Here is a 22,293-nt window from a genome sequence, read left to right on the forward strand (position 1 = left end):
TTCAGTGCCCCTCTGCCACGGGTTCGCCTTGCACCGGCACAGGCGCGTCCGGTTTCTCCGGCTGCGGATCGGGATCGCCACCGCCCTGCGCCGCAGGCGGCTCAGGCTCCCGCCCCAGACCGCGGACCGCATCGGCAATGGACCGTAGAGGCGCGGCCAGATCCGGGATCTGGAACCCCGCCATCAGGATCGCGGCCACCCAGAAGATATTGTTGTGGGTGAACAGCGCCAGCAGCGCCAGAATGCCGACCAGCTGGAATTGCGGGTGATTGCTCTTGTGCGCCATCTTCTCCGGCAGCGCGTGCAGGGTGAAATAGGCAACCCCGATCAACAGGATCAGGGTGATGGTGAACACCGCCATGAAGGTAAAAAGGAAATCGCTTCCGTCCGCCGCAGTGACATAAGAAGGAATATGCCCCGCAGCCATCGGATGTGCATTGGGCGTCGTCATCGTCCGTCCCCCGTTTCAATTTATTTTCTTGAACTGCATCTGATAGTTGCACTGCCCGGCCCTTTGACCAAGCATTTTGTCTGGCCGGCGCCGGAATTGCCCTTTGCCTGCCCTTCCTTGCGTGCCACTCTCCCGCCATGACACAGAGCCCCCGCACGCCCCTCACCAGCCCCGACGGTACCCCCGCCAGCCGCTTTGCCTTTGGCTGCATGCAGTTCGGCGGCCGCGCCACTGAGGCGCAGTCGGCAGATATGTACGCCGCCTGCCGCGCCGCCGGCATCACTCATTTCGACACTGCCTGGGTCTATACCGATGGCAAGTCCGAACAGATCCTTGGCCGCCTCATCAAGCAGGAGCGCGACCAGCTGCTGATCGCCACCAAGGCGGGCTACGAGGGTGGCGCAGGGGCCGCCAATATGCGCGCCCAGCTGGACGAAAGCCGCCGCCGGCTGGACCTGGATATGGTCGATGTCTTCTACCTGCACCGCTTCGACCCGCACACCGACCTGCGCGAAACCATGGACTGCTTCGCGGCACTGAAGGCAGAGGGCGTGATCCGTTATGCGGCGCTGTCCAACTTCGCCGCCTGGCAGGTGATGAAAGCACAGATGGCCGGGCTGGCCTCCGGCGTTTCCGTCGACATCCTGCAGCCAATGTATTCGCTGGTGAAACGCCAGGCAGAGGTGGAGATCTTGCCGATGTGCGCCGACCAGGGCATCACCGCGGTGCCCTACTCGCCCCTCGGCGGCGGTCTGCTGACAGGCAAATACGCCACCGGCGGCACCGGCCGCATCACCGAGGACAAGGGTTATGGCATCCGCTACAGCCCGGCCGCCATGCACGAAACGGCCACCGCGCTGACAGAGCTAGCAGCCCAGCGCGGCACCCATCCCGCCACCCTCGCCGTGGCCTGGGCCGCGGCCCATCCTTCCGCGCCGGTTCCGATCATCTCTGCCCGCAACGCGGAACAGCTTCAGCCCTCGCTGGCAGCGCTGGACTACGCGATGGACGCAGACCTCTACCGCGCGATCGAGGCGCTCAGCCCGCGCCCCGCGCCCGCCACCGACCGGCTGGAAGAACAACAAGACGACAAGGACTAGACCCATGCAGGATTTCATCGTCATCGGCGGCGGCATGGCAGGCACCAGCGCCGCCGCCCGGCTGGCAGCCCTCGGCAGCGTCACCCTGCTCGAAATGGAGGACGCGCTTGGCTACCATTCCTCCGGCCGCTCCGCTGCGCTGTTTGAGGAAAACTACGGCCACGGCCCCACCATCGACCTGAACCGCGCCAGCGCCGCGCATCTGCGCGAGAACGGTTACCTGTCGCCACGCGGGCTGATGCTGGTCGGAGCCAAGGACGAAGGCGATCTCTTTGCACGCGACGTGGATGAACTGGGCATGGCGACGCTGGAGCTGGACGAGGCCCGCGCCATGGTGCCGATCCTGAACCCGGAAACCGTAGGCTTCACCGCCATCAGCGGTGCCGCCGAGGATATCGACACCGACCGGATGCTGCAGGACTTCGCCAAATCCCTGCGTGCCGCGGGCGGCCAGACTGTGACCAAGGCACCCGTCACCGCCATCACCCGCATTGCAGGCGGCTGGCAGGTCACCGCGGGCGGCACCGTTTATGAGGCGCGCAACCTGGTCAACGCCGCGGGAGCCTGGGCCGATAAGGTTGCCGCGCTTGCCGGGGTCGCCGCCATCGGCCTGCAGCCCAAGCGCCGCTCGATGGCACGGCTGCCCGCCCCCGGCGGCCATGATGTCAGCGGCTGGCCGATGCTGCTGGGCGCAGGTGAGACCTGGTACGCCAAACCTGATGCCGGCAAGCTGCTGGTCTCCCCCGCCGACGCCGATCCGGTGGAGCCGCATGACGCCTATGCCGACGACATGGTGCTGGCCGAAGGGCTGGCCCGCTATGAGGAGATGGTGACTGAGCCGGTGACGCGGGTCGAAAGCAATTTTGCCGGCCTGCGCAGCTTTGTCGCTGACGGCACCCTGGTGCTGGGGCCGGATCCGGATCAGCCGGAGTTCATCTGGTGTGCCGGTCAGGGCGGCTACGGCATCATGACTGCCCCCGCCGCCTCGCAGCTGATTGCCGATCTGGTGGCAGGCCGCGCGCCGGTGCTGGATGCCGCCACCGTCGCCGCGCTGTCGCCCGCGCGGCTGCGCTGATGCCGGTGCGCTCCGTTCCCGGCACGGCCTCTGTCGCGGAACCGCAGGGGGGCAAGCTGTTTGCCCCCTCCGCCGCCCGCAACAGCCGTCCCATCTGCGATCTGCTGGCGGACGCGGCACCAGCGCAGGGCCGCGCCCTGGAGCTGGCCAGCGGCACCGGCCAGCATGTGATTGAATACGCGGCCCGTCTGCCCGGCCTGATGTGGCAGCCAACCGAGGTGGACGCCACCCGCCGCGCCAGCATCCAGGCCTATGCCGAGGAGGCAGGCCTGCCCAATATCGCACCGCCCATCGAGCTGGACGCCACCGCCCCCGGCTGGGGCACGGATCAAGCAGGCCAGGACCTGATCGTTCTGGTGAACCTCTTGCATCTCATCAGTGAAAGCGAGGCCCGCACCCTGATCCAAGAGGCCGCTGCTGCCCTCGCCCCCGGCGGGCGGTTTGTGATCTACGGCCCCTTCATGCGCGGCGGCAACCTCATCAGCGAAGGCGACCGCGCCTTCCACGCCACCATCACCGCCCATGATCCGGAAACCGGCTACAAGGATGATGCTGAGGTCATCCGCTGGCTGCAGGCCGCCGGACTGGAGCTGGTTCAAACCGTGGACATGCCCGCCAACAACCTGGCGCTGGTTTCGGAAAAGCCCGTGCCGGAACTTTTCTCCTAGCCGCCGCGCACCTGCTGCAGCCCACGGACCACCTGGCGGATATGCTCCAGCGCCGGGTTGTCGGGCAAGTACAGCGCGCGGCAGCCGAGGCTGATCTCCGGCGCCCCCTCGACTGCATGCAGCGCACCCGCCGCCAGCGCCTCTGCTGCCATATAGGCCGGGAAATATCCTATGCCGCCGCGTTTTTGCAGATAGCGCAGCCCCATCAGCGCATTCCCCAGCACGATGTGCTGACGGCTGCGGGCGGGCAGAACATCATGCAATTGCGCATCGTACTCAGCGCCGAATTCCAGGTTGATGAAGAGGGGCAGCGCATCCCGCCCCAGCCGCAAGGGCTGGTCCGCCACCAGCACCAGCCGCTCGGGCGGCAGCTCCTCAACCGATAGCCGCGCACCCGCCGGCACCTCGTTCACAATCGCCACGTCCAGCAGACGGCGCGCCACCGCCTCGCCCATGTTCATCGCGTGGTCATAGTTCAGCGTGAAGGGCACCGTGCCCTGCACCTCCTCCAGCCACACCGCCACATCCACCAGAAGCGGGTCCCAGACCGACAGCTGCGCCCCCAGCCGCAGCGGCACCCGGCCCGCCAGGCTCGCCTTAAGATCACCCGCGACAAACTCCCATGTCCGCATCATCTGCTCGGCATAGGGCAGAAACTGCCGCCCCGCCGCGCTCAGCCGCGTGCCGCCGGGTCCGCGGTCGAACAGCGGCGTGCCCAGTGCTTCCTCCAGCGCCTTGATCCTGGCACTGACGGCAGTTTGCGTCACATTCAGCGCCCGCGCCGCGCCGTGAAAGCTGCCCGCGGCCTCGATCGCCAAAAAGGTTTTGAACGCGCTGATCTGCATACTGATCACTATTTCCTTTCGTCTTGAGCAAATCAATTCGTTTTCCTGCTCAGGCCAAACTCGCTAGCTTGTCCGCAGATCAATCAAAGGACCCGCGCCATGCTGGACAAAAGCCACAAGCCAACCTGGACCAGTTTCACAGAAGCCACCGCCGAGGACTGGAAAGCCGTTGAAGCCTACGAGGAGGCCTATAACGCCGCCCTGCCCGACCGCATCCTCGACGCGATCCGCTCGCTGGACGAGGACTGGACCCCCTACCCGGTGAACCGCTACCAGCACAGCCTGCAGGCCGCGACCCGCGCCTGGGAAGACGGCGCCGATGACGAGATCATCGTGGCCGCGCTGGTGCATGACACCGGCGACATCCTGTCCCCCTACAATCACGGTGAGCTGTCGGCGGCGATGATGAAGCCCTATGTCAGCGAAAAGACCTACTGGATCCTCAAGCATCACTGCGTTTTCCAGGGCTTCTACTACAACCACCACTTCGGCGGCGACCGCAACGCCCGCGACAAGTACCGCGACAGCCCCCATTGGGAGGACTGCCGGTATTTCTGCGAAAAATACGACCAATGCGCCTTTGACCCGGAGTATCCCACCAAACCGCTGGAGTTTTTCGAGCCGATCCTGCGCAAGGTTCTGTCGCGCGGCTGGGGCCATATGGAGCTGGCCGAAACAGCAGAGGAGCAGCCTGCGGGCTAGACCCTTTGCCAATCAGGAACAGCACCCCGCCCGGCCAGGTCCAGGCGGGGTGTTTCTGTCAGCGGCCCGTCATTCCGTTCCGATCTGCCAGGCCTGCACAATCTCCCGCACATGGGCGCGCCGGCCGCGGGCCACCGGCACCTCACCGCCATCCGCCAGCAGCAGCACATCGCTCTGCCCGCCGCGCCTCAGCCCCGCGACCGCATCCCGGGCCACCCACCAGGACCGGTGCGGCTGCAGGCCCGCATCCTGCGGCACTTGTGCCAGCAAGTCAGCCAGCCGCCCGCGCAGGGTCAGCTCACTGCCCCCTGCCGAAACCCGCAGATAATGCTCCTCGGATTTCACATAGCGCAGCTGGTCCAGTGCGAACTTCTGCCCGCCCAGGACAACTGCGGTCCCGTTCAGACCGGCAGTTGCATCGCCAGCGTTTTGCGCGGCCGGCTCCGGCTGCGTTGAGGCAGGTTCGGGCATTGCTGTCACGGCAGGTCTATCGATGCCCCGCGGCTTGCGCCCGTACAGGTCCAGGCCCAGCGCCGTATTGGCCTGCGGCAGGATGAACAGGAACAAAAGCGTCTCGAACGTATAGCTGAGCACAACATTGTAGGGAAAGAGCTGCAGAACCACCCGCCAGCTGACACCCGTTCCAGTATAGGGCGCGGCCAGCGCCACCACCATCACCGTGACCAGTGCCATGGACACAATATTCGGCACCGCACGCAGCATCCGCACAACCCGCCCTCCCGGTGCCAGTGCGATCCAGGCTATCAGGATCCCTGCATAAGCACTTACAAACCCTGCAACGCAGATCACCCACAAAAGCAGGTTCACGTGCAGCGGCATGCCGGCCTCCCGGTATCCGTCTGTGTCAAACGCCGCCAGCAGCACCACTATTGCCGCGGCGTATTTCAGAAACACTCCGCTGCGCAAAACCAGCGTCATTTCATGCACCGTGAACTGCGGCGGTTCACCGAACATGTCAAAAAGCTGCATTTCGCGGCTTTGGAGATTGTCCTTGATCGTCCCCAAACCTATCAGCCCCCCGTTATCAGGTTTTCTGTTGATGAGTGGCCGGAGATGGCTTCTTTCCTTGTATTGCCGCACAAAGGAAGCTGTCTCCGCGCTCACCCGTTCGCTTTCGTCATTTCCTTTCCCCATCCATGGCAGATCCAGAATGCGCCAGTTTGTTCCCGCAGATTTCGACAAGGCCGCCAGCGATCTCGACCGTCTCAAAGATATCTATTTCGCTGCCGGCGCAGACCCGGCCGCGCGCGATACTGCCGAAGCGGCCCTCGCTGCGGCGATGCGGTGGATTGGCGTGGCCCTGGACAGCTATCCGCTGCAGGGTACCCGCCGGGACTAGGCCCTGCGCCCGCACCCGCGCTATGTGCAGTCCGTAAAACCTCCGTCCGGGCATCGGCCCCGCAGAAGCCCGGCATTGCGGCTGTCTGATACCTCCGGTTTCCATGCTCCAAGCTTAGCCAGAGGCATTCCGGATTGTGAATGGGTAAATGCATGTTTTCGCAGGGAAACTGGCGGATTTTTCCCTCTGGCGGATTCTTTTGATTGTGGTAAAATTCGCCCCAATCCACCCGGGCTCTGATTAATTGTCGCCATCTGCGATCCGCAGGCGGGGCACTGCCACCCCCTTGCGCACGCAGCGGACAGGTAAACGCGCCAGCCTTACAGCGCCAAACTTTGCTTAGCGCCTGCCGCGGCGCTGCCCGGCCCGCCCGCCTGGCAACGCACTGGCCAGGTGGTCCGCAAACGCCCGCGTCTTGGGCTCAAGATGGCGCCGCGACGAATAGACCGCATAAACCGGTGTCGATGCCGGAATGGCGCCGAAACCAGCCAGCACCGGAACCAGCGTGCCGCTCTCCAGCTCCCGGGCAGCCGCCCATTCCGGGATCATCACAATGCCGCAGCCGGAAACGGCCAGGCTTTTCAGAAATTCCAGCCCGTTGGCCTGAACCCGCCCGGCAACCGGCACAGAGCATTCGCCTTGCGGCGTCTGGAACCGCCACACCACCTTCTGCGCCTCAGAGCGGAAGGAGAGGCATTGGTGGCCGGCGAGTTCCTCCGGATGGTCCGGAGTGCCGAAGGCCTCCAGATACCCGGGGCTGGCATAAAGCTGAGAGCGGCTATCGAAGATCTTGCGGGCAATCAGGCTGGAATCCTTCAGCTGCCCCATGCGGACGGCCACGTCGATCCGGCCTTCTACCAGATCCTCAAGCGCTGAGGAAAACTGAAGCTTCACCTGGATATCCGGATGGGCGGCCAGAAAGCCGGGCATCAGCGGCGCGATCAGGGCTGTGGCCAGATCAGGCTCTGCCGTGACCGTCAGGACACCGGAAGGCGCGCCGGAGAGCCGGGATATGGCAGCCCGGGCGGTCTCCAGCTCTTCCACCGCGCGTTTTGCGTGCCGGTAATAAAGCTCGCCAGCCTCAGACAGGCTCTGTTTGCGGGTGGTGCGCTGAAACAGCCGGGTGCCGAGCCCGTCCTCCAGCTGCTTGATCTGGCGCGCCACCGATGATGGCGCCACGCCCAGCACCCGGGCCGCTGCCGAGAAGCTGCCCTCCTCGACCACCTGAACAAACAGACTGGCGCTTGCCCCCTGAATCATCTTTGCACTTTGCGCACAAATCCTTTGCATTTCAAACTGTTTTCGCCAAGGTCAAGCGCTCTCATGTTGCTCCTGTGAAACCCCGCAGTATTTCAGACAGGAGACCCTGAATATGACCAAACTGCTGTTTATCAAGGCTTCGCCCCGCGGCAGCCAGTCGAAGTCCAGCGCGCTCGCCAGCGCCTATCTTGCCAAACTGCAGGAAACGGACAGCCGGATCGAAATTGACGTGCTGGACTTGTCCAGCGAGCCGCTACCGGATTTTGACGGTGACAAGGTTGCCGCCAAGATGAACGTCATCACCGGCCAGGACCAGGATGGCAGCCAGCGGACGGCCTGGGACGAAATCACCACTATGGCCAGCCGGTTCGCTACCGCCGACATCTACCTGATCGCCGCGCCGATGTGGAACGGCAGCATCCCCTACAAGCTCAAGCAGTACATCGACCTGATCCATCAGCCCGGCCTGCTGTGGGGGCTTGATCCTGAAACAGGATACTTCGGCCTGCTGGAGGGCAAGAGGGCCGTGCTGGCGCTGACCAGCGGCGCCTACGGGCCGGACATGCCGTCGCCAGCCTTTGGGGTGGATCACCAGTCCGCCTATCTGAAGTTCTGGCTGAACCAGGCCGGAGTGGAGGACATCGCGGAACTCCGCTTCCAGCCAACGCTGCTGACGGCCGACCCGGAGGCCGGTTTCCAGGCCGCCATTGCAGAGGCGGAAAAGCTGGCCTCCTGAGGGGTGCGCCGCGCATTGCGCACCGCCACGGGGGCCAGGCAGGCCGCGCCTGCGGCGCGGCCTGCCTGGCCCAACCGGACCCTTCGGATTTCAGATCCGAAGCGGGACGGGCGGGAGTGCTCCGCGCCGCTTTGCCCCGCTACCGCGGGGTGCGGCTTACTCCGCGGCGCGGGTGCCTGAACCCATCAGCACCGGCATCGCCTGACCGCCGCTCTCCATCTCAAACACCCGTTCAACACGCACAGCCTCAAGACCCGCGGCGCGCAGCGCCTCCCGCACCTGCGGTTCCGTCAGCCCGGAGCCGCCCGCGTCCGCGGCCAGCCAGTCCCACTGCACAAAGACGCCGCCGTTATTCAGAAGCCCAGCCAGCACCTCCACGGCGCCGCGGTAGTCCGGCAGGAAGCTGCAGACGGAGGACGCGCAGATCATGTCGAAACCGCCAAGCATGCCCGCTGCTTCCCGTGCGCCGCCGTCCAGAATATCCGTGCACAGCGCCCTGACCTTGGGCAGCGCCTTCTCCTGCAGCACCGCAATCATCCGCTCCGAAGTGTCAGCAGCCACCACTTCCCGCACATGCGGCGCCAGCTTTTCACTGAGAAGCCCGGTGCCGCAGCCGAAGTCCAGCACCCGCTTGTCCTGCCAGCCGCCGCCGGTGATGCCGGCCGAACCATCCAGCGCGGCAAAGGCCCGGTCCGCATAAAGCCGGACATCGCTGTTGCCGTCCCAGCCGTCGGCGTAGTCATTCCAGTCGTCGCTCATTTGCCTGCGTGCTCCGCCTTGGTTGTTCAGATCCGGGACCGTGACCCGGCGGGCGGGCAGCGTCAACAGACAGGGCACCTGGAACAGGAAGAAAATCGCCGGTCCTGGCGGCTGCGTTCAGAATCGGGACGGATAGTGTTGCATGACGTATTGAACGTCCAAATCGCTGTGAAAGGCCTCCGGGTGGCTTTGCATCATTTCAAGGATGAATTCCCGTTCATTCAAGGCATCTTCTGCGGGGGCTGCTTGCTGCGCAGGCCTGTCTGCAAGGGCGGATGGCTTGAACAGAAACTGCAGAAAACTCCAGTTTCCAATCTGCGGGATGCCGGGCGAAAACATGGTCAGTCCTCCATTCAACGGGTTCTGACAACAGGTTACCCGCCTGCCGGGGTGTCTGGTATCAGCCGTGAAATTGTGCTGTTCTTCAAAAATGCAGAGCCAAAACTGGAACTGGTCGGACCTCCGTGTCTTTCTGGCGGTTGCCAGGGAAGGGTCGACCCTGGCAGCCTCCCGCAAGCTCGGCATGGCGCAGCCCACTGTGGCGCGGCGGATCGATGCCCTGGAACATGCCACCGGCCTGGTGCTGTTTGAGCGGGACACCCGCGGCTTCCAGCTTACCGGGAACGGGCGGGACCTGGTGACATGCGCTGAGGCGGTTGAAACCGCGGCCCGGGCCTTTGCCAGCCAGGCGGCAGAGCTGGCGGAGGCAAAACCGATCCGCATCACCGCCTATTCGGCGAACTTTTCCCCGCGGATGATTGATATCGTGAACGGGTTCTCCGCCGAAAACCCGGGTGTGGCCTTTGAGTTTCTGCCCTCCGTCAAAACCCTGGACCTGTTGGCGGGTGAGGCGGACATTGCGCTGCGGCTGGCCCGCACCGAACCCTCCCCCAGCCTGATCGCGCGGAAGATCAGCGACGCCAAATGGTCTCTGTTCGGCGGAACGGACTATGCGGCTCGGTTCGGGCTGCCCGGCACTCCCGGCGACCTGAAAGGCCACAGGTTTGTCACTTTCCAGCGCGGCGATGTTCCGAACGTGTTTCACGAATGGCTGATGGAGCGTGTCGGCCCTGACCAGATCGTGGCCAGCTACAGCGAGCTGGACCTGATGCATGCGGCCATCCGGTCTGGTCAAGGGCTGGGTATTACCAATGTCAAACTGGTTGAGCCGGACACCTCCCTGATCCGGTGTTTCGACGAGATCAAGGAACTTTCCGTTCCGCATCTGATGCTCATCTCACCGGACGCCTACAGGCGGTCTGAGGTTCGCGCTTTCGTCAAATACTTCGCCCCCCGCTATGCGGCGATTTACAAGGAAAGCGGCGAAGAAACCAAAGATTGATAAGCTGCACAGCCCGCCCCGCAGGCGGTTCCTGCCAAGCCACAACGGAGGTATGAAAATGAAGCGCTTGTTCCCGTCCCTGCCCGAAGACGCCACACTTGGCAGCGTCTACCGCGCCTTCCCGGAGAAGCTTGCACCGCTGGCGGAATACACAAACCGGGTGATGCGGGGGCAAAGCGATCTCTCCGTTGCGGAGCGGGAACTGATCGGGGCCTATGTCTCCGGCCTCAACGCTTGTGCCTTTTGCCATGGTGCGCATACGATCTTTGCCAGGGCCTATGGGGTGGCACCTGAAACCATTGACGCCCTGATGCAGGATCTGGAGACGGCACCGGTTAAAGCGAAGCTGAAGCCCGTGCTTGCCTATGTCCGCAAGCTCACCCTGACGCCGTCCCGCATGACCGAAGAGGATGCCAATGCGGTTTACGCAGCGGGCTGGAGCGAAAGCGCGCTGTTTGATGCCATTCAGGTCTGCGGGGTCTTCAGCCTGGCAAACCGCTTTGTGGAGGGCACCGGCATCAATGAGTACCACATGGACCCAAAGGCCGTGGACCAAGCACTGCTGGACGAATGCCGCAGCGACACCAGCTACACGGATTTCGGCCGGGAGAATGGCCTGGACATGTAACCGGCACGCCCTCCCCCAACAAAAAAGCCCCGGCCAATGACCGGGGCTTCTTCATTTCTTCCGTCAGGGCTTAGCCGTTCTGACGGATGGTCTCGTTCTTCGGATCGTAGGGGCTGTCGCAGGTGACGACCGCATCCCACAGCTTGTCCTGGATCTTGACCTGCAGCTTGGTGCCTTCCACCGCGTAGTCGGGCTTCACGTAGCCCATGCCGATGGATTTCTCGAAGGCCACCGAGTAGCCGCCGGAGGTCAGGCGGCCCACACGGGTGCCGTCTGCGGCATAGAGCGCTTCGCGGCCCCAGGGATCGGCATCGGCGGGGCCGTCGATCAGCAGGGTGCAGCATTTCACGCGGACGCCGGTCTCGACCAGCTTGTCCTTGCCGTGGAAATCCTTCTCCAGGTCAACAAAGCGCGGCAGGTCGGCTTCCAGCGGGGTCGCGTCGCGGCCCAGTTCGTTGCCGAAGGCACGGTAGGATTTCTCCTGGCGCAGCCAGTTCTGGGCGCGGGCGCCGACCAGCTTCATGCCGTGCTTCTCGCCGGCCTTCTCCAGCAGGTCGAACAGGTAGTTCTGCATCTCGATCGGGTGATGCAGTTCCCAGCCCAGTTCACCGGTGTAGGCCACGCGGATCGCATTGACCGGGCACATGCCCAGTTCGATCTGCTTGGCCGACAGCCAGGGGAAGCGCTTGTTGCTGAGTGCGGTTTCCGGATCGGCGTCGACGATCACCTCTTTCAGCACATCGCGGGACTTGGGGCCTGCGATGGCGAAGACGCCCCACTGGGTGGTCACGTCCTGGATCTCGATGTAGCCGAACTCTTCCATCTTGTCCTCAGCCGCCTTGCGCAGGAAGTCGGCGTCATACTCGGACCAGGCGCCGGCGGAGACCAGGTAGTAGTTGTTCTCGCCGTTGCGGACGATGGTGTATTCGGTGCGGGTGGTGCCGAATGCAGTCAGCGCGTAGGTCAGGTTGATGCGGCCAACCTTCGGCAGCTTGTTGCAGGTGAACCAATCCAGGAACTGGGTGGCACCGGGGCCTTTGACGACATGCTTGGTGAAGGCGGTCGCGTCAATGAGGCCAACGCCTTCACGCACGGCTTTGGCTTCGTCCACGGCGTGCTGCCACCAGCCGCCGCGGCGGAAAGAGCGGGCGTCGTGGTCGTAGTTCTGCGGCGCATCGACGGGGCCGAAGTAGTTCGGGCGTTCCCACCCGTTGACCCAGCCGAACTGTGCGCCGCGGGCCTTCTGGCGGTCGTATGCCGGTGCGGTGCGCAGCGGACGGCAGGCTTCGCGCTCTTCGTCCGGGTGGTGCAGGATGTAGACGTGCTCATAGCACTCTTCGTTCTTGCGGGCCGCGAACTCGGTGGTCATCCAGTTGGAGGAGTAGCGTTTCGGGTCGAGCGACGCCATGTCGATCTCGGCCTCGCCGTCCACCATCATCTGGGCCAGGTAGTAGCCGGTGCCGCCTGCGGCGGTGATGCCGAAGGAGAAGCCTTCCGCCAGCCACATGTTGCGCAGGCCCGGTGCCGGGCCGACCAGCGGGTTGCCGTCGGGGGTGTAGCAGATCGGGCCGTTGAAGTCGTCTTTCAGGCCGCTCTCGGCACAGGACGGAACGCGCTCTGCCATCGCCATGTACTGTTCGGCGATCCGGTCCAGATCCAGCGGGAACAGGTCAGCGCGGAAGCTGTCCGGCACGCCGTGCTCGAACTGGGCGGGCGCGCCGCGCTCGTAGATACCCAGGATCCAGCCGCCGCGCTCTTCGCGGGCATAGGATTCATTGTCGGCGTCGCGCACAACGGGGTGCTCGGGGTTGCCGGCTTCACGCCATTTGACCAGCTCGGGGTCCTTGTCCATGACGATGAAGGTGTGCTCGACCGGGATGGCCGGCATCTTGATGCCCAGCATTTTCGCGGTGCGCTGCGCGTGGTTGCCGGATGCGGTCACGACGTGCTCGGCGGTGATTACCACCTGCTCGTCGGAAGGAACCAGGTTGCCGCCCTTTTCGACCATCTTGGTGCAGGTGACTTCCCAGTGGGTGCCGGTCCAGTGGAACGCGTCGGCCTGCATTTTGCGAACGATATCGACGCCGCGCTGACGGGCACCCTTGGCCATCGCCTGGGTCACGTCTGCCGGGTTAATGTAGCCGTCCTCGGTGTGGTAGATCGCGCCCTTCAGGTCGCCGGTCTCGATCAGCGGCCAGCGTTCCTTGATCTGATCCGGGGTCAGCCACTCATAGTCCACGTCGCAGGTCTCTGCGGTGGAGGCATAGAGCATGTATTCGTCCATGCGCTCCTGGGTCTGCGCCATACGCAGGTTGCCCACCACGGCAAAGCCGGCGTTCAGGCCGGTTTCCTCTTCCAGGGTCTTGTAGAAATCGACCGAGTACTTGTGGATGTGGGTGGTCGCATAGGACATGTTGAACAGCGGCAGCAGGCCCGCCGCGTGCCAGGTCGAGCCGGAGGTCAGCTCGTCACGCTCGATCAGCATGACGTCTTCCCAGCCGGCTTTGGCCAGGTGATAGGCAATCGAGGTGCCGACGGCGCCGCCGCCAACAACAAGTGCTTTGACTTGGGTTTTCATTCTCCCGCTCTCCAGCTTAATGAGATTCTTGGCGACGGTTATGCCCGCGCATTGAAATCCGCGCAAAATCAGGCCGACGCAAAAACACTCAAAACCGACCTTGCGCGCCACAGCATACCGGATTCTGCGGGTGGCAGTGCCGGAAATGGCGTTTTTCTGCGCAAGCAAAAGGGGGCCGCGGCCCCCTGAAGTCTGTGTCTTACGCTGTTCTGCCAGGCGTCAGCATTCGGCCTCATTGCTGCGGCGGATGCAGACCGGCTGGTCGCCTGAGGTGCTGCTGCCCAGTGCGGCCAGCCTGTCCCAGCTGCCGGCATCTCCCCCGCTGCGGGCGGCGTGCTCCTTGGCGGCGCGGGCGCGGGCAAAGCGCTCCTGCACGATGGTGCCGTAGTCGGTGGCGCTCAGATCGCCCCAGCCAAGGCCTGCGTCACGGGTCTGGAAGTAATAGTCGGCACCAATCACCGCCTGGGTGCTGAACACCAGGATGCCCATTGCTTTCTTCAGTCCCATTTCCGTCCTCCGGGTCCGCATGTGCCTTGCTGTTCACCTCAGATTCAAACCTGGCGCAGAATTGCGGCAGCTTTCCGGCAATTCGGGGAAAAGCCCATGCAATTGCGCGGACCCTGCCGTGCCGCTTGCCCCGCTGGGATCAGTCGCAGGTCCGCGTGGTGCCGCTCCGGATGCAGCCGCTGCCTTCGCCGCCGTCACCCGCCAGCCCCTTGCTGACCTTGACCGGCGACACGCCGCTGCTGTCCTGCGGTGCCGGGCTGCCTTCCTGACTGGAGCCGCCCGTGAAGACACCAAGCAGCGAACCCGCCAGCCCTGCCAGCTTGCCGGAGGTGGCGCCGCTGCTGTTCCCGCCAGCCTCCATCGCGGCGGGGTCTTCCGCTTCGATTGCTACGCCGTCCCTAACCGCACCGGCCTCTGCCATCAGCCGGGTCAGCCGTTCGCGGTAGGCCGCTTCCAGCACCGCACCGGGGTCCGGCACATCGCCGCTGGTCACATCAATAAAGGCTGTGGTGCCGGTCACCGCGCCGGCCAGCAGTTTGCCGGGATCAATGTTTTCGATCTTCAGCTGCGCGGCCTTGGCTTCGATGCTCTGCAACTCGCTGCGCAGCCGGGTGATATCCCTTGCCAGCTCCTGCTCAGCGGCGGCGGGCACGGTCACGTCATTGCCCACGGTGGGAACCGGCTGTTCCAGCAGGCCGTTCAGCCCGTCATAGTCGATGGCCGCCAGAACCTCCCTGATGGTGCTGTCCGGCGCATCCGCATGGACCACGATGGTGGCGCGTTCGCCGAAGCCCAAAACCCCTTCGAATTTGCGCATCTTGCCGCTGCTGCGCTTGTAGATGCCCTGATCGCGGCCAAAGGCGACACCGCCGATGACGGCATAAGGTTCCTCAGGCAGCCCCATGCCGCGCATCGAGGACACAACCATCCCCCCCAGGGTGTTCGGGTTCTGCAGGCCGCGCAGATGGACGCTGAGCACGACCACTTCACCGTCCTTGGCGTAGCCCCAGCTGTGCGGGTCCATCTTGGCTGCCCGTTTCTGCAGGCGGACGCTATCCAGCGCCTGATCCAGTTCCGCCAGCGGATCGCTCTCCGCCTCCGCGCCGCCACCCCCTGCCGCCAGCACTTCTGGCCGTTCAAGCAGGCTGAAACGCTCCATGCCGGCGGGCGCTTCGGGCAGATACGCCTTGCCGCCCTGCCGCCAGCGGTCTCGGCGCTCCTGCTCCAGATCCGCCAGGCGCTGCTCTGCCTTATGGCCCAGGTAGCGGCTTTCGATGGTGCCGGCATAGCCGGAAAGGCTCAGACTGCCAAAGTCCAGCCCTGCCCGGCGGGTCTGCTGTTCATAGTCAACGCCCAGAAATACCAGCCCGCACACAGCTGCGAAGCCTGCCAGATGCTTGATGCTCATAATGTCCTCATGGAAATGCCCGAAATCTTTCCATCCGGCTAATGGGCATTTGGGGCGGGATTGCGGCGTAAACGCGAAAAGAGCGCGCGCCACGCCCGCACAGATTGAATCTGCCGGACCGGGTTCCGTTCTGCTGTTTCTGTCTGGCCTGTTCCGCTATGCTGTATCGTCTGTGTCTGCCAGCGGTAAGGAGTGGCGGCGCCGCCAAGGGGCGGAGGCGGGACGGGAGGGTTGCTCCCGCACGCGAAACGTCGTCTGTGCGTGCCCGTGCCAATGGGCCCTGTTCCTGGATGCCGGGGGTGTCAGGCCCGACAGTGACCGCGATCGGGAAGCAGTGTGACATAAGGAGCTTAAAAGGCCGTAAGCTATGCGTACGCTGCCGACGCAACGGCTGGCAGGCGGGCAGAGCTCCCCTGCCCCTGACATCCAGACCGGATATTTCCCCCTGTGCCGCCGCCCCGCCCTGCTACACTGCAAGCGGATGGCAGCCTCAGAAGGGGATTACCAATGAAGAAACAAGTTGCAGAATTTCTGGGTACTTTCACGCTTGTCCTGTTCGGGTGCGGTTCCGCGGTGATCGCGGGGGCCGACATCGGGCTGACAGGTATCAGTCTTGCCTTCGGGCTGGCCCTGACCGGCATGGCCTATGGGATCGGGCCGGTGTCGGGCTGTCATATCAACCCTGCGGTTTCCCTTGGCATGGTGGCGGCAGGCCGGATGCCGCTGCCGGAGGCGGTGAAATACATTCTGGCACAGATCGCAGGCGCAATCGCCGCGGCATTGGTGCTGCTGATCATTGCCAGCGGCAAGGCGGACTACGATGTTGCCGTCAACGGGCTGGGTCAGAACGGCTGGGGCGCAGGCTATCTGGGAGAGTACAACATCCTGGCCGCCTTCTTGTTCGAGGCCGTGGCAACCTTCCTGTTCATGGTTGTCATCCTAGGGGCCACGGGCAGCCGGGCGCCGGCCGCGCTGGCCGGGCTTGCGATTGGCCTGGCGCTGGTTGCAATCCACCTCGTGGGCATCAACGTCACCGGCGTTTCGGTGAACCCTGCCCGTTCCATCGGGCCCGCGCTGTTTGCCGGTTCAACGGCCTTGTCGCAGCTTTGGCTGTTTATCGTCGCTCCGGTTCTGGGCGCGGTTGCAGCAGGGGTGCTGTTCAAGTCCGGCCTGCTTGATCAGTCTGAATGAAGCACCGGCACCGGCTAGGCGCATTCCGGTCCGGTTCAGGCCAAGGCTACAACGCCCCCAGTGCCCCGGCAATCACCCAGAGGCTTAGCCCGATCCAAGTGCCGGTCAGCCCCCAGAACAGCAAGGGATGGGTGCTGCGGCGGACGGGTTCAATGAAATCGGCCCGTCCCGTGCGCAGCGCGGGCCAGCTCCAGAGCAGGAACAGCACGCCCCAGAACAAAGGGACATCCAGCACCACCGCCAGCCAGATGCACAAGAGGCCCAGCCCGGCCTTCCACGGCAGTCTGGCTCCCGGCGCGGCCCGGTTTCCACTGCTGTCTTCCGGCTCCAGCGCCCGGATCATGAAAGCCGCCCCCTGCGGGTCGGCCGCCATCAGGCGCCCGTCCTGCAGGTCCACCGTGACCTCGCCGCCCAGCGCGGACAGTTTCTCCGCCGCCTGTTCCAGCGAGCCGACAGCGAAACAAGGCATCCAGTACCGGAACTTGCCGCGGATTTCCTCCGGCACCTCCTCGGCGACGGCCACCAGGCTGCCGTCCGGGTGGCGGATATCGTAGACCGGCCAGGGCGACTCCGCCGTCTTGTGGAAGGTCCAGCCGAACAGGTCCTTGTAGAAATCCGCGATCAGCGCGATATCCGGCAGGTGATGGAAACGGCGGACCACATGGCCGGGCTGCGGCGGCCCTTCCGGCGGCGTAAGGCTGCTGCCCTCCACCATGGTGAAGCCGGCACCGGAAGGATCGCGCACCAGCGCGATGCGGCTGTGTTCGTCAAACGGCTGCGGCTCGATCTCGATGATTGCGCCCTCGTGGCGGCGGGCGGCTTCGACCCTGGCGTCCAGATCCTCGACATGCACATAGGACATCCAGAAGGACGGCATGTTTATCTTCACCAGGAACTCCGGCATCGGGAACACTGCGGCGGCGGCCTGTGTCTTGTCCTGGGCAAAGTCGTAGCTGTCATCGCCGTCGAACGACCAGCCGAACAGGTCCGCATAGGTCTTGCGCGCCAGCGCCATGTCGAAGGTGGAAAGATCGGTCCAGATGAAATGCCCGATGGTCATTGCGGCCTGCTCCCTCGTGTTATGCCTGATCATGATCTAGGCATTGGGACGGGAAAGCGGAACGCACAAATCTTGCTGTTTTGCAGCCGCGCCTGGCCGGGGGCCTACATCTCCACGATTTTCCCGGGGTTTAGGATGTTCTCCGGGTCCAGCGCCGCCTTGATCGCCGCCATGTAGCGGGTGGCCTCGCCCAGTTCCTGCTGCAAATAGGGGCGCTTGCCCTGGCCGATGCCGTGCTCGCCGGTGCAGGTGCCGTCCATTTCGATCGCCATCTCGTTGAGCCAGCCGATGTACTCGTCCGCCTTCTGCCGTTCCGTGTCGCTGTCCATGTCAATGAGCAGGAGCGCGTGGAAGTTGCCATCGCCCACATGGCCGACCATCGGTGCCAGCAGCCCCATGCTTTCGGCCTTTTCCCGCGCCGCGCTGACGCATTCCGCCAGCCGCGAGATCGGCACGCAAACGTCGGTGGACAGACCCTTGGCGCCGGGACGCAGCTGCAGGCTGGCCCAGTACATGTCGTGGCGCGCCTGCCAGAGCTTGCTCCGCTCCTCCGGCGTCGAGGTGGCGGAGATGTCGAAACCGCCGAATTCTTCTGCGATGGAGGCGAACATGTCCGACTGCTCCACCACGCCGGCATCCGAGCCGTGAAATTCCAGCAGCAGCAGCGGCGTTTCCGGCAGGTCGAGGCCGGAATAGGCATTGGCGGCGCGCACGCTCATCTCGTCCAAGAGTTCGATCCGGGCGACCGGGATGCCGTACTGGATGGTCATCATCACCGCGCGGCAGGCCTCATCCACGGTGCGGAAGGAGCAGCGGGCAGAGCGGATCGCCTCCGGGATGCCCTGCAGTTTCAGGGTCAGTTCGGTGATCAGGCCCAGCGTGCCCTCGCTGCCGACCAGCAGACGGGTGAGATCATAGCCAGCGGAGGATTTCTTGGCCCGTTGCGCAGTGCGGATCACGGCGCCGTCGGCCATCACCGCCTCCAGAGCCAGCACGTTGTCCTTCATGGTGCCGTACCGCACCGCATTGGTGCCGGAGGCGCGGGTCGCCGCCATACCGCCAAGCGAGGCATTGGCGCCGGGATCAATCGGGAAGAACAGGCCCTGATCGCGCAGGTAGGTGTTCAGCTGCTCGCGGGTGACGCCGGGCTGCACCACCACGTCCAGATCCTCGGCATGAACCGCGATGATCTGGTCCATCCGCATCATGTCCACGCAGATGCCGCCAGCGGGCGCGTTCACATGCCCCTCCAGCGAAGTGCCGGTGCCGAAGGGAATGACCGGCACGCCGTATTCGGCGCAGACCGCGACGATCTCCGATACCTCCCGCGTGGTGGTCGGGAAGACCACCGCATCCGGCGCCTGGTTGGTGATCCAGGTGGTGGTGTGGCCGTGCTGCTCGCAGATGGCCTGGCCGGTCTGCAGCCGGTCGCCGAACTGCTGGCTCAGCGCATCAATCGCGGCGGCGATCCCGGCCTCGTTGCGCGGCAGTGATGTGGCTTGGACCATGGCGGCCTCCCCTGGCAGCGGGGCGCGATACCCCGGAACAATTCACCTGTTAACTTACGGCCAGCCACCGGAGTTCAGCAATACCCAGAACCCCGTAGCCGCCCCAGCCCACCCGGCCTATCCGCCCAGTGCGATCCCTTCCCGCCGCGGATCCGCCGCACCTTTCAGCCCATCGCCGATTTCAATCGCATGCAGGCCGGAGGTCAGGTCGCGGGCATTGACCTCATAGCCCATGTCTGTCAGCGCCTCTGACAGCTCCTCTGCGCTGGTGCCCGCCTCCACATCATAAGTGCCAAAACGGTTGACCAGATGCGGCAGTGCCAGCGCGGCCTGGATATCCATCCCCCAATCCGCCCAGGCGATGATCGACTTGGCCACATAGCCAATGATGCGGCTGCCGCCGGGGGATCCGATGGCCAGTACCGGCTTGCCATCCTTCAGCACAATCGTCGGCGCCATCGAGGACCGCGGCCGCTTGCCCGGCTCCAGCCGGTTGGCGATGGGCACCCCGTTCGCATGGGTCCGGAAGGAAAAATCCGTCAGCTCATTGTTCAACAGGAACCCGGCCGCCATCAGCCGCGAGCCAAAGGCATTTTCAATCGTCGTGGTCATCGACAGCACGTTGCCGTACTGGTCCACAATCGAGATATGGGAGGTCGAGGGCAGCTCGATCGACTCATCATCCGCCAGCATCAGCGCGTGATCAAATTCCGGGGCGCCCGGCGCCACTTCGGGCAGTGCATCATCGCCCTGCAAGAGCTCTGCCCGGCCCGCCAGATAGTCCGCCGCCACCAGCCCATGGGTGGGCACCGGCACATAATCGCTGTCCGCCATGTAGCGGCCCCGGTCGGCAAAGGCGAGGCGCGAGGCATCGCCGATCAGCCGCCAGGCCTCGGCGCTTTCCGCCCCCAGCTCCGCCAGATCGTAGTTACCCAGCATCCCCAGGATCTGCCCCACGGTCAGCGCACCAGAGGACGGCGGCCCCATGCCGCAGGCCTCGAATTCGCGGTAGGCTGCACAGACCGCCGGGCGCTCCTTGACCTGATACAGCGCCAGATCGGTGGCGGAGAGCACACCGGGGTTGCCCTCAGCCGTGGTCACTGCGCGCACGATCTCTGCCGCGATGGGGCCTGCGTAGAACGCCCCCGCCCCGCCCTCTGCCAGCGCCCGCAGGGTGGCGGCATAGTCCGGGTTCAGCAGGGTTGCGCCCTCGGCAATGGGTTCGCCCTCAGGCAGGAAATAGGCCGCGGTGGCCGGGGCACGTGCGAGCCGTTCAGCGTCGCCCTCGACCAGCGCGGCCAAACGCGGCGAGACGGCAAAGCCATCCTCCGCCAGCCGGATGGCCGGCTCAAACAGCGATGGCCAGTTGGCACGGCCCCAGCGGCGGTGCGCCTCTTCCAGCAAGGCAGGCGTGCCAGGCGTGCCGACAGACCGGCCCCCGACCACCGCATCAAAGAACTTCAGCGGCTCGCCGTTTTCATCCTGAAACAGGGTCGGCGCCGCCGCCAGCGGCGCAGTCTCGCGCCCGTCCAGCGTGGTCAGCTCGCCCGTGGCGGCGTCATACCAGACCAGAAACGCGCCGCCGCCCAGGCCGGAGGATTGCGGCTCCACCAGACCCAGCACGGTTTGCACCGCCACCATCGCATCCGCCGCAGTGCCGCCCGCGCGCAGCACGGCAGCACCGGCCTCCACCGCGTGCGGGTTGGCGGCGGCGACCATCCAGTTGTCCGCTTCCACCGGCTGGCCTTCGGCCTTGGCCTCCAGCGCAGCGGCCACCTCGGGGGAAATCGCCTCAAAGGTGCCTGCGGTTGCAGCCTCGGGGGCCACCGCATCTGCGGCCTCCTGCGCGGCGGCAGGGCCAGCAGCAAATGCGGCAGCGGCCAGAATCAGATACTTCATGAAAAGTCCTCCTTGATAATTCCAGCCCTGCAGCCGCAGTTACAGCATGGACGGCACAACCTGATCCGGCGGCCGGTGGCCGTCTTCAAACGTCTTGATGTTCAAAAGCACTTTCTCGCCCATCTCGATCCGCCCCTCGATGGTGGCCGATCCCATATGGGGCAGCAGCACCACATTGGGCAGCTCGCGCAGGCGGGGGTTGATGTCGGTGCCGTGCTCATAAACATCCAGCCCCGCGCCCGCGATCTCATCCGAGCGCAGCATCCGGGTCAGCGCGTGCTCGTCGATCACCTCGCCGCGCGACGTGTTCACGATCACCGCCGAAGGTTTCATCAGCTTCAGCCGCCGCGCGTTCATCAGGTGGAAGGTGGAAGGCGTCGAAGGGCAGTTGACGGAAATCACATCCATCCGCGCCACCATCTGGTCAAGGCTCTCCCAATAGGTGGCCTCCAGCTTCTCCTCAATCTCCGGGCGCAGGCGGCGGCGGTTATGGTAATGGATCTGCATCCCGAAGGCGGCGGCGCGCTTGGCGACCGCCTGGCCGATCCGGCCCATGCCCAGGATACCCAGACGGCGCCCGGCGATGCGGCCGCCGAGGAACGCGGTCGGCGCCCAGCCCTGCCAGTCGCCCTTCTGCATAACCGCCAGCCCTTCTGGCATTCGGCGCACCACCGCCATGATCAGCGCCATGGTCATATCAGCGGTGTCATCGGTCAAAACACCGGGGGTGTTCGACACCAGAATGCCGCGCTGGCGGGCGGTGGCAACGTCGATGTGATCCACGCCGGCGCCGTAATTGGCGATCAGCTTCAGCCGCTCGCCGGCCTGCCCCAGCAGGCCCGCATCAATGGTATCGGTGACCGTCGGCACCAGCACATCGGCGTCCTTCAGCGCCGCGGCCAGCTCGCTGCGGGTCATCGGCGTGTCATCCTCGCGCAGGCGCACATCGAACAGCTCACTCAGCCGGGTTTCCACAGGTTCCGGCAACCGTCGCGTAACGACAACACTCAATCGGTCTCTTGGCACTTGTGCTCTCCCTTGGGCTTTTCAATCCGCACGCCTCCATGGCATCGTGGCGCAGGATGCGCAGAGGCACAAGAACCCAACCGCATTCCCTTGCCTCTCGGCCGGAAATTTCCCGGACGCAGCAGGGGCATAACCAGACGGGCGGAAGACCGGAACAAGAGGCTGGGCATAACCCGGCTGGGCAACGAAG

General features: G+C 64.7%; 22 protein-coding genes. 9 read left to right on the forward strand and 13 right to left on the reverse strand.

Features of this window, described 5'->3' with window-relative positions:
* Position 1 precedes the first annotated feature (1 nt).
* Positions 2 to 451, reverse strand: coding sequence for a hypothetical protein (locus RA25_RS21755; RefSeq protein ID WP_039174967.1), 450 nt, complete (start codon positions 449 to 451; stop codon positions 2 to 4).
* Positions 452 to 588: 137 nt separating this feature from the next.
* Here RA25_RS21755 and RA25_RS21760 point away from each other — a divergent pair, with 137 nt between their 5' ends.
* The 3 genes from RA25_RS21760 to RA25_RS21770 are packed head-to-tail and all read left to right on the forward strand — an operon-like array spanning position 589 to position 3,294.
* Positions 589 to 1,551 carry an aldo/keto reductase gene (locus RA25_RS21760; RefSeq protein ID WP_039174970.1) on the forward strand — a complete coding sequence of 321 codons (963 nt, stop codon included), beginning with the start codon at positions 589 to 591 and terminating at the stop codon, positions 1,549 to 1,551.
* A 4-nt stretch (positions 1,552 to 1,555) separates the two neighbouring features.
* Positions 1,556 to 2,626 (forward strand): NAD(P)/FAD-dependent oxidoreductase, encoded by a 1,071-nt coding sequence (locus tag RA25_RS21765; protein ID WP_039174972.1) that lies wholly within the window; start codon positions 1,556 to 1,558, stop codon positions 2,624 to 2,626.
* On the forward strand, positions 2,626 to 3,294 hold the full coding sequence (locus RA25_RS21770) for a DUF938 domain-containing protein (protein WP_039174974.1): 669 nt from the start codon (positions 2,626 to 2,628) through the stop codon (positions 3,292 to 3,294). Before RA25_RS21765 ends, RA25_RS21770 begins: the two co-directional genes overlap by 1 nt.
* Here the strand turns inward: RA25_RS21770 and RA25_RS21775 are convergent.
* Entirely contained in the window at positions 3,291 to 4,139 is an 849-nt protein-coding gene (locus RA25_RS21775; protein ID WP_241477461.1) for a LysR family transcriptional regulator, read from the reverse strand. The genes RA25_RS21770 and RA25_RS21775 overlap by 4 nt on opposite strands.
* A gap of 99 nt (positions 4,140 to 4,238) precedes the next feature.
* On the opposite strand from RA25_RS21775, the gene RA25_RS21780 reads away from it, so the two are divergent.
* Positions 4,239 to 4,841, forward strand: coding sequence for an HD domain-containing protein (locus tag RA25_RS21780; protein ID WP_039174977.1), 603 nt, complete (start codon positions 4,239 to 4,241; stop codon positions 4,839 to 4,841).
* Positions 4,842 to 4,910: 69 nt separating this feature from the next.
* Here the strand turns inward: RA25_RS21780 and RA25_RS21785 are convergent, their stop codons facing one another.
* Positions 4,911 to 5,831, reverse strand: a complete 921-nt coding sequence (locus RA25_RS21785; RefSeq protein WP_193748000.1) for a LytTR family DNA-binding domain-containing protein — start codon at positions 5,829 to 5,831, stop codon at positions 4,911 to 4,913.
* A 181-nt stretch (positions 5,832 to 6,012) separates the two neighbouring features.
* Here RA25_RS21785 and RA25_RS21790 point away from each other — a divergent pair, with 181 nt between their 5' ends.
* Complete coding sequence (locus tag RA25_RS21790; protein ID WP_019294778.1) at positions 6,013 to 6,201, forward strand: hypothetical protein; 189 nt, start codon at positions 6,013 to 6,015, stop codon at positions 6,199 to 6,201.
* Positions 6,202 to 6,540: 339 nt separating this feature from the next.
* Here the strand turns inward: RA25_RS21790 and RA25_RS21795 are convergent, their stop codons facing one another.
* On the reverse strand, positions 6,541 to 7,461 hold the full coding sequence (locus tag RA25_RS21795; protein WP_039174981.1) for a LysR family transcriptional regulator: 921 nt from the start codon (positions 7,459 to 7,461) through the stop codon (positions 6,541 to 6,543).
* Between the two features lie 112 nt (positions 7,462 to 7,573).
* Here RA25_RS21795 and RA25_RS21800 point away from each other — a divergent pair, with 112 nt between their 5' ends.
* The gene (locus RA25_RS21800) at positions 7,574 to 8,197 is read left to right on the forward strand and encodes an FMN-dependent NADH-azoreductase (protein ID WP_039174983.1); all 624 of its coding nucleotides are present in this window, start codon (positions 7,574 to 7,576) and stop codon (positions 8,195 to 8,197) included.
* A 156-nt stretch (positions 8,198 to 8,353) separates the two neighbouring features.
* Here RA25_RS21800 and RA25_RS21805 read toward each other — a convergent pair whose 3' ends face one another.
* Both RA25_RS21805 and RA25_RS21810 read right to left on the reverse strand, forming a co-directional pair.
* Complete coding sequence (locus RA25_RS21805; protein WP_039174984.1) at positions 8,354 to 8,956, reverse strand: class I SAM-dependent DNA methyltransferase; 603 nt, start codon at positions 8,954 to 8,956, stop codon at positions 8,354 to 8,356.
* Between the two features lie 117 nt (positions 8,957 to 9,073).
* A complete protein-coding gene (locus RA25_RS21810) occupies positions 9,074 to 9,295 on the reverse strand; it encodes a hypothetical protein (RefSeq protein ID WP_039174986.1) in 222 nt (73 codons plus the stop codon).
* Between the two features lie 91 nt (positions 9,296 to 9,386).
* Between RA25_RS21810 and RA25_RS21815 the strand changes: the two genes are divergently transcribed.
* Positions 9,387 to 10,298, forward strand: coding sequence for a LysR family transcriptional regulator (locus RA25_RS21815; protein ID WP_039174988.1), 912 nt, complete (start codon positions 9,387 to 9,389; stop codon positions 10,296 to 10,298).
* Between the two features lie 58 nt (positions 10,299 to 10,356).
* On the forward strand, positions 10,357 to 10,926 hold the full coding sequence (locus tag RA25_RS21820; RefSeq protein ID WP_039175029.1) for a carboxymuconolactone decarboxylase family protein: 570 nt from the start codon (positions 10,357 to 10,359) through the stop codon (positions 10,924 to 10,926).
* A 70-nt stretch (positions 10,927 to 10,996) separates the two neighbouring features.
* Here RA25_RS21820 and RA25_RS21825 read toward each other — a convergent pair whose 3' ends face one another.
* The 3 genes from RA25_RS21825 to RA25_RS21835 form a co-directional block, all read right to left on the reverse strand.
* Positions 10,997 to 13,504, reverse strand: a complete 2,508-nt coding sequence (locus RA25_RS21825; protein WP_039175031.1) for a GcvT family protein — start codon at positions 13,502 to 13,504, stop codon at positions 10,997 to 10,999.
* A gap of 219 nt (positions 13,505 to 13,723) precedes the next feature.
* Positions 13,724 to 14,011, reverse strand: a complete 288-nt coding sequence (locus RA25_RS21830) for a hypothetical protein (protein WP_019298478.1) — start codon at positions 14,009 to 14,011, stop codon at positions 13,724 to 13,726.
* Between the two features lie 139 nt (positions 14,012 to 14,150).
* A complete protein-coding gene (locus RA25_RS21835) occupies positions 14,151 to 15,419 on the reverse strand; it encodes a hypothetical protein (protein ID WP_039174990.1) in 1,269 nt (422 codons plus the stop codon).
* Between the two features lie 507 nt (positions 15,420 to 15,926).
* Here RA25_RS21835 and aqpZ point away from each other — a divergent pair.
* On the forward strand, positions 15,927 to 16,610 hold the full coding sequence (aqpZ, locus tag RA25_RS21840; RefSeq protein WP_019298476.1) for an aquaporin Z: 684 nt from the start codon (positions 15,927 to 15,929) through the stop codon (positions 16,608 to 16,610).
* Between the two features lie 46 nt (positions 16,611 to 16,656).
* Here the strand turns inward: aqpZ and RA25_RS21845 are convergent, their stop codons facing one another.
* The 4 genes from RA25_RS21845 to RA25_RS21860 form a co-directional block, all read right to left on the reverse strand.
* Positions 16,657 to 17,670 carry a VOC family protein gene (locus RA25_RS21845; RefSeq protein WP_039174992.1) on the reverse strand — a complete coding sequence of 338 codons (1,014 nt, stop codon included), beginning with the start codon at positions 17,668 to 17,670 and terminating at the stop codon, positions 16,657 to 16,659.
* A 104-nt stretch (positions 17,671 to 17,774) separates the two neighbouring features.
* Positions 17,775 to 19,178, reverse strand: coding sequence for an FAD-binding oxidoreductase (locus RA25_RS21850; RefSeq protein WP_039174993.1), 1,404 nt, complete (start codon positions 19,176 to 19,178; stop codon positions 17,775 to 17,777).
* A gap of 117 nt (positions 19,179 to 19,295) precedes the next feature.
* A complete protein-coding gene (gene ggt / locus RA25_RS21855) occupies positions 19,296 to 21,077 on the reverse strand; it encodes a gamma-glutamyltransferase (RefSeq protein WP_039174995.1) in 1,782 nt (593 codons plus the stop codon).
* Positions 21,078 to 21,116: 39 nt separating this feature from the next.
* Positions 21,117 to 22,103, reverse strand: a complete 987-nt coding sequence (locus RA25_RS21860; protein WP_039174997.1) for a 2-hydroxyacid dehydrogenase — start codon at positions 22,101 to 22,103, stop codon at positions 21,117 to 21,119.
* Positions 22,104 to 22,293 lie beyond the last annotated feature (190 nt).

It is taken from the genome of Leisingera sp. ANG-S5, assembly GCF_000813925.1.
In the GTDB taxonomy this organism is placed as follows: Bacteria; Pseudomonadota; Alphaproteobacteria; order Rhodobacterales; family Rhodobacteraceae; genus Leisingera.

Excerpts from the sequence above, each read along its gene's own strand:
- RA25_RS21755 (WP_039174967.1), bottom strand. The coding sequence starts at position 451 with ATGACGACGCCCAATGCACATCCGATGGCTGCGGGGCATATTCCTTCT.
- RA25_RS21760 (WP_039174970.1), top strand. The coding sequence starts at position 589 with ATGACACAGAGCCCCCGCACGCCCCTCACCAGCCCCGACGGTACCCCC.
- RA25_RS21765 (WP_039174972.1), top strand. The coding sequence starts at position 1,556 with ATGCAGGATTTCATCGTCATCGGCGGCGGCATGGCAGGCACCAGCGCC.
- RA25_RS21770 (WP_039174974.1), top strand. The coding sequence starts at position 2,626 with ATGCCGGTGCGCTCCGTTCCCGGCACGGCCTCTGTCGCGGAACCGCAG.
- RA25_RS21775 (WP_241477461.1), bottom strand. The coding sequence starts at position 4,139 with ATGCAGATCAGCGCGTTCAAAACCTTTTTGGCGATCGAGGCCGCGGGC.
- RA25_RS21780 (WP_039174977.1), top strand. The coding sequence starts at position 4,239 with ATGCTGGACAAAAGCCACAAGCCAACCTGGACCAGTTTCACAGAAGCC.
- RA25_RS21785 (WP_193748000.1), bottom strand. The coding sequence starts at position 5,831 with ATGCAGCTTTTTGACATGTTCGGTGAACCGCCGCAGTTCACGGTGCAT.
- RA25_RS21790 (WP_019294778.1), top strand. The coding sequence starts at position 6,013 with ATGCGCCAGTTTGTTCCCGCAGATTTCGACAAGGCCGCCAGCGATCTC.
- RA25_RS21795 (WP_039174981.1), bottom strand. The coding sequence starts at position 7,461 with ATGATTCAGGGGGCAAGCGCCAGTCTGTTTGTTCAGGTGGTCGAGGAG.
- RA25_RS21800 (WP_039174983.1), top strand. The coding sequence starts at position 7,574 with ATGACCAAACTGCTGTTTATCAAGGCTTCGCCCCGCGGCAGCCAGTCG.
- RA25_RS21805 (WP_039174984.1), bottom strand. The coding sequence starts at position 8,956 with ATGAGCGACGACTGGAATGACTACGCCGACGGCTGGGACGGCAACAGC.
- RA25_RS21810 (WP_039174986.1), bottom strand. The coding sequence starts at position 9,295 with ATGTTTTCGCCCGGCATCCCGCAGATTGGAAACTGGAGTTTTCTGCAG.
- RA25_RS21815 (WP_039174988.1), top strand. The coding sequence starts at position 9,387 with ATGCAGAGCCAAAACTGGAACTGGTCGGACCTCCGTGTCTTTCTGGCG.
- RA25_RS21820 (WP_039175029.1), top strand. The coding sequence starts at position 10,357 with ATGAAGCGCTTGTTCCCGTCCCTGCCCGAAGACGCCACACTTGGCAGC.
- RA25_RS21825 (WP_039175031.1), bottom strand. The coding sequence starts at position 13,504 with ATGAAAACCCAAGTCAAAGCACTTGTTGTTGGCGGCGGCGCCGTCGGC.
- RA25_RS21830 (WP_019298478.1), bottom strand. The coding sequence starts at position 14,011 with ATGGGACTGAAGAAAGCAATGGGCATCCTGGTGTTCAGCACCCAGGCG.
- RA25_RS21835 (WP_039174990.1), bottom strand. The coding sequence starts at position 15,419 with ATGAGCATCAAGCATCTGGCAGGCTTCGCAGCTGTGTGCGGGCTGGTA.
- aqpZ (WP_019298476.1), top strand. The coding sequence starts at position 15,927 with ATGAAGAAACAAGTTGCAGAATTTCTGGGTACTTTCACGCTTGTCCTG.
- RA25_RS21845 (WP_039174992.1), bottom strand. The coding sequence starts at position 17,670 with ATGACCATCGGGCATTTCATCTGGACCGATCTTTCCACCTTCGACATG.
- RA25_RS21850 (WP_039174993.1), bottom strand. The coding sequence starts at position 19,178 with ATGGTCCAAGCCACATCACTGCCGCGCAACGAGGCCGGGATCGCCGCC.
- ggt (WP_039174995.1), bottom strand. The coding sequence starts at position 21,077 with ATGAAGTATCTGATTCTGGCCGCTGCCGCATTTGCTGCTGGCCCTGCC.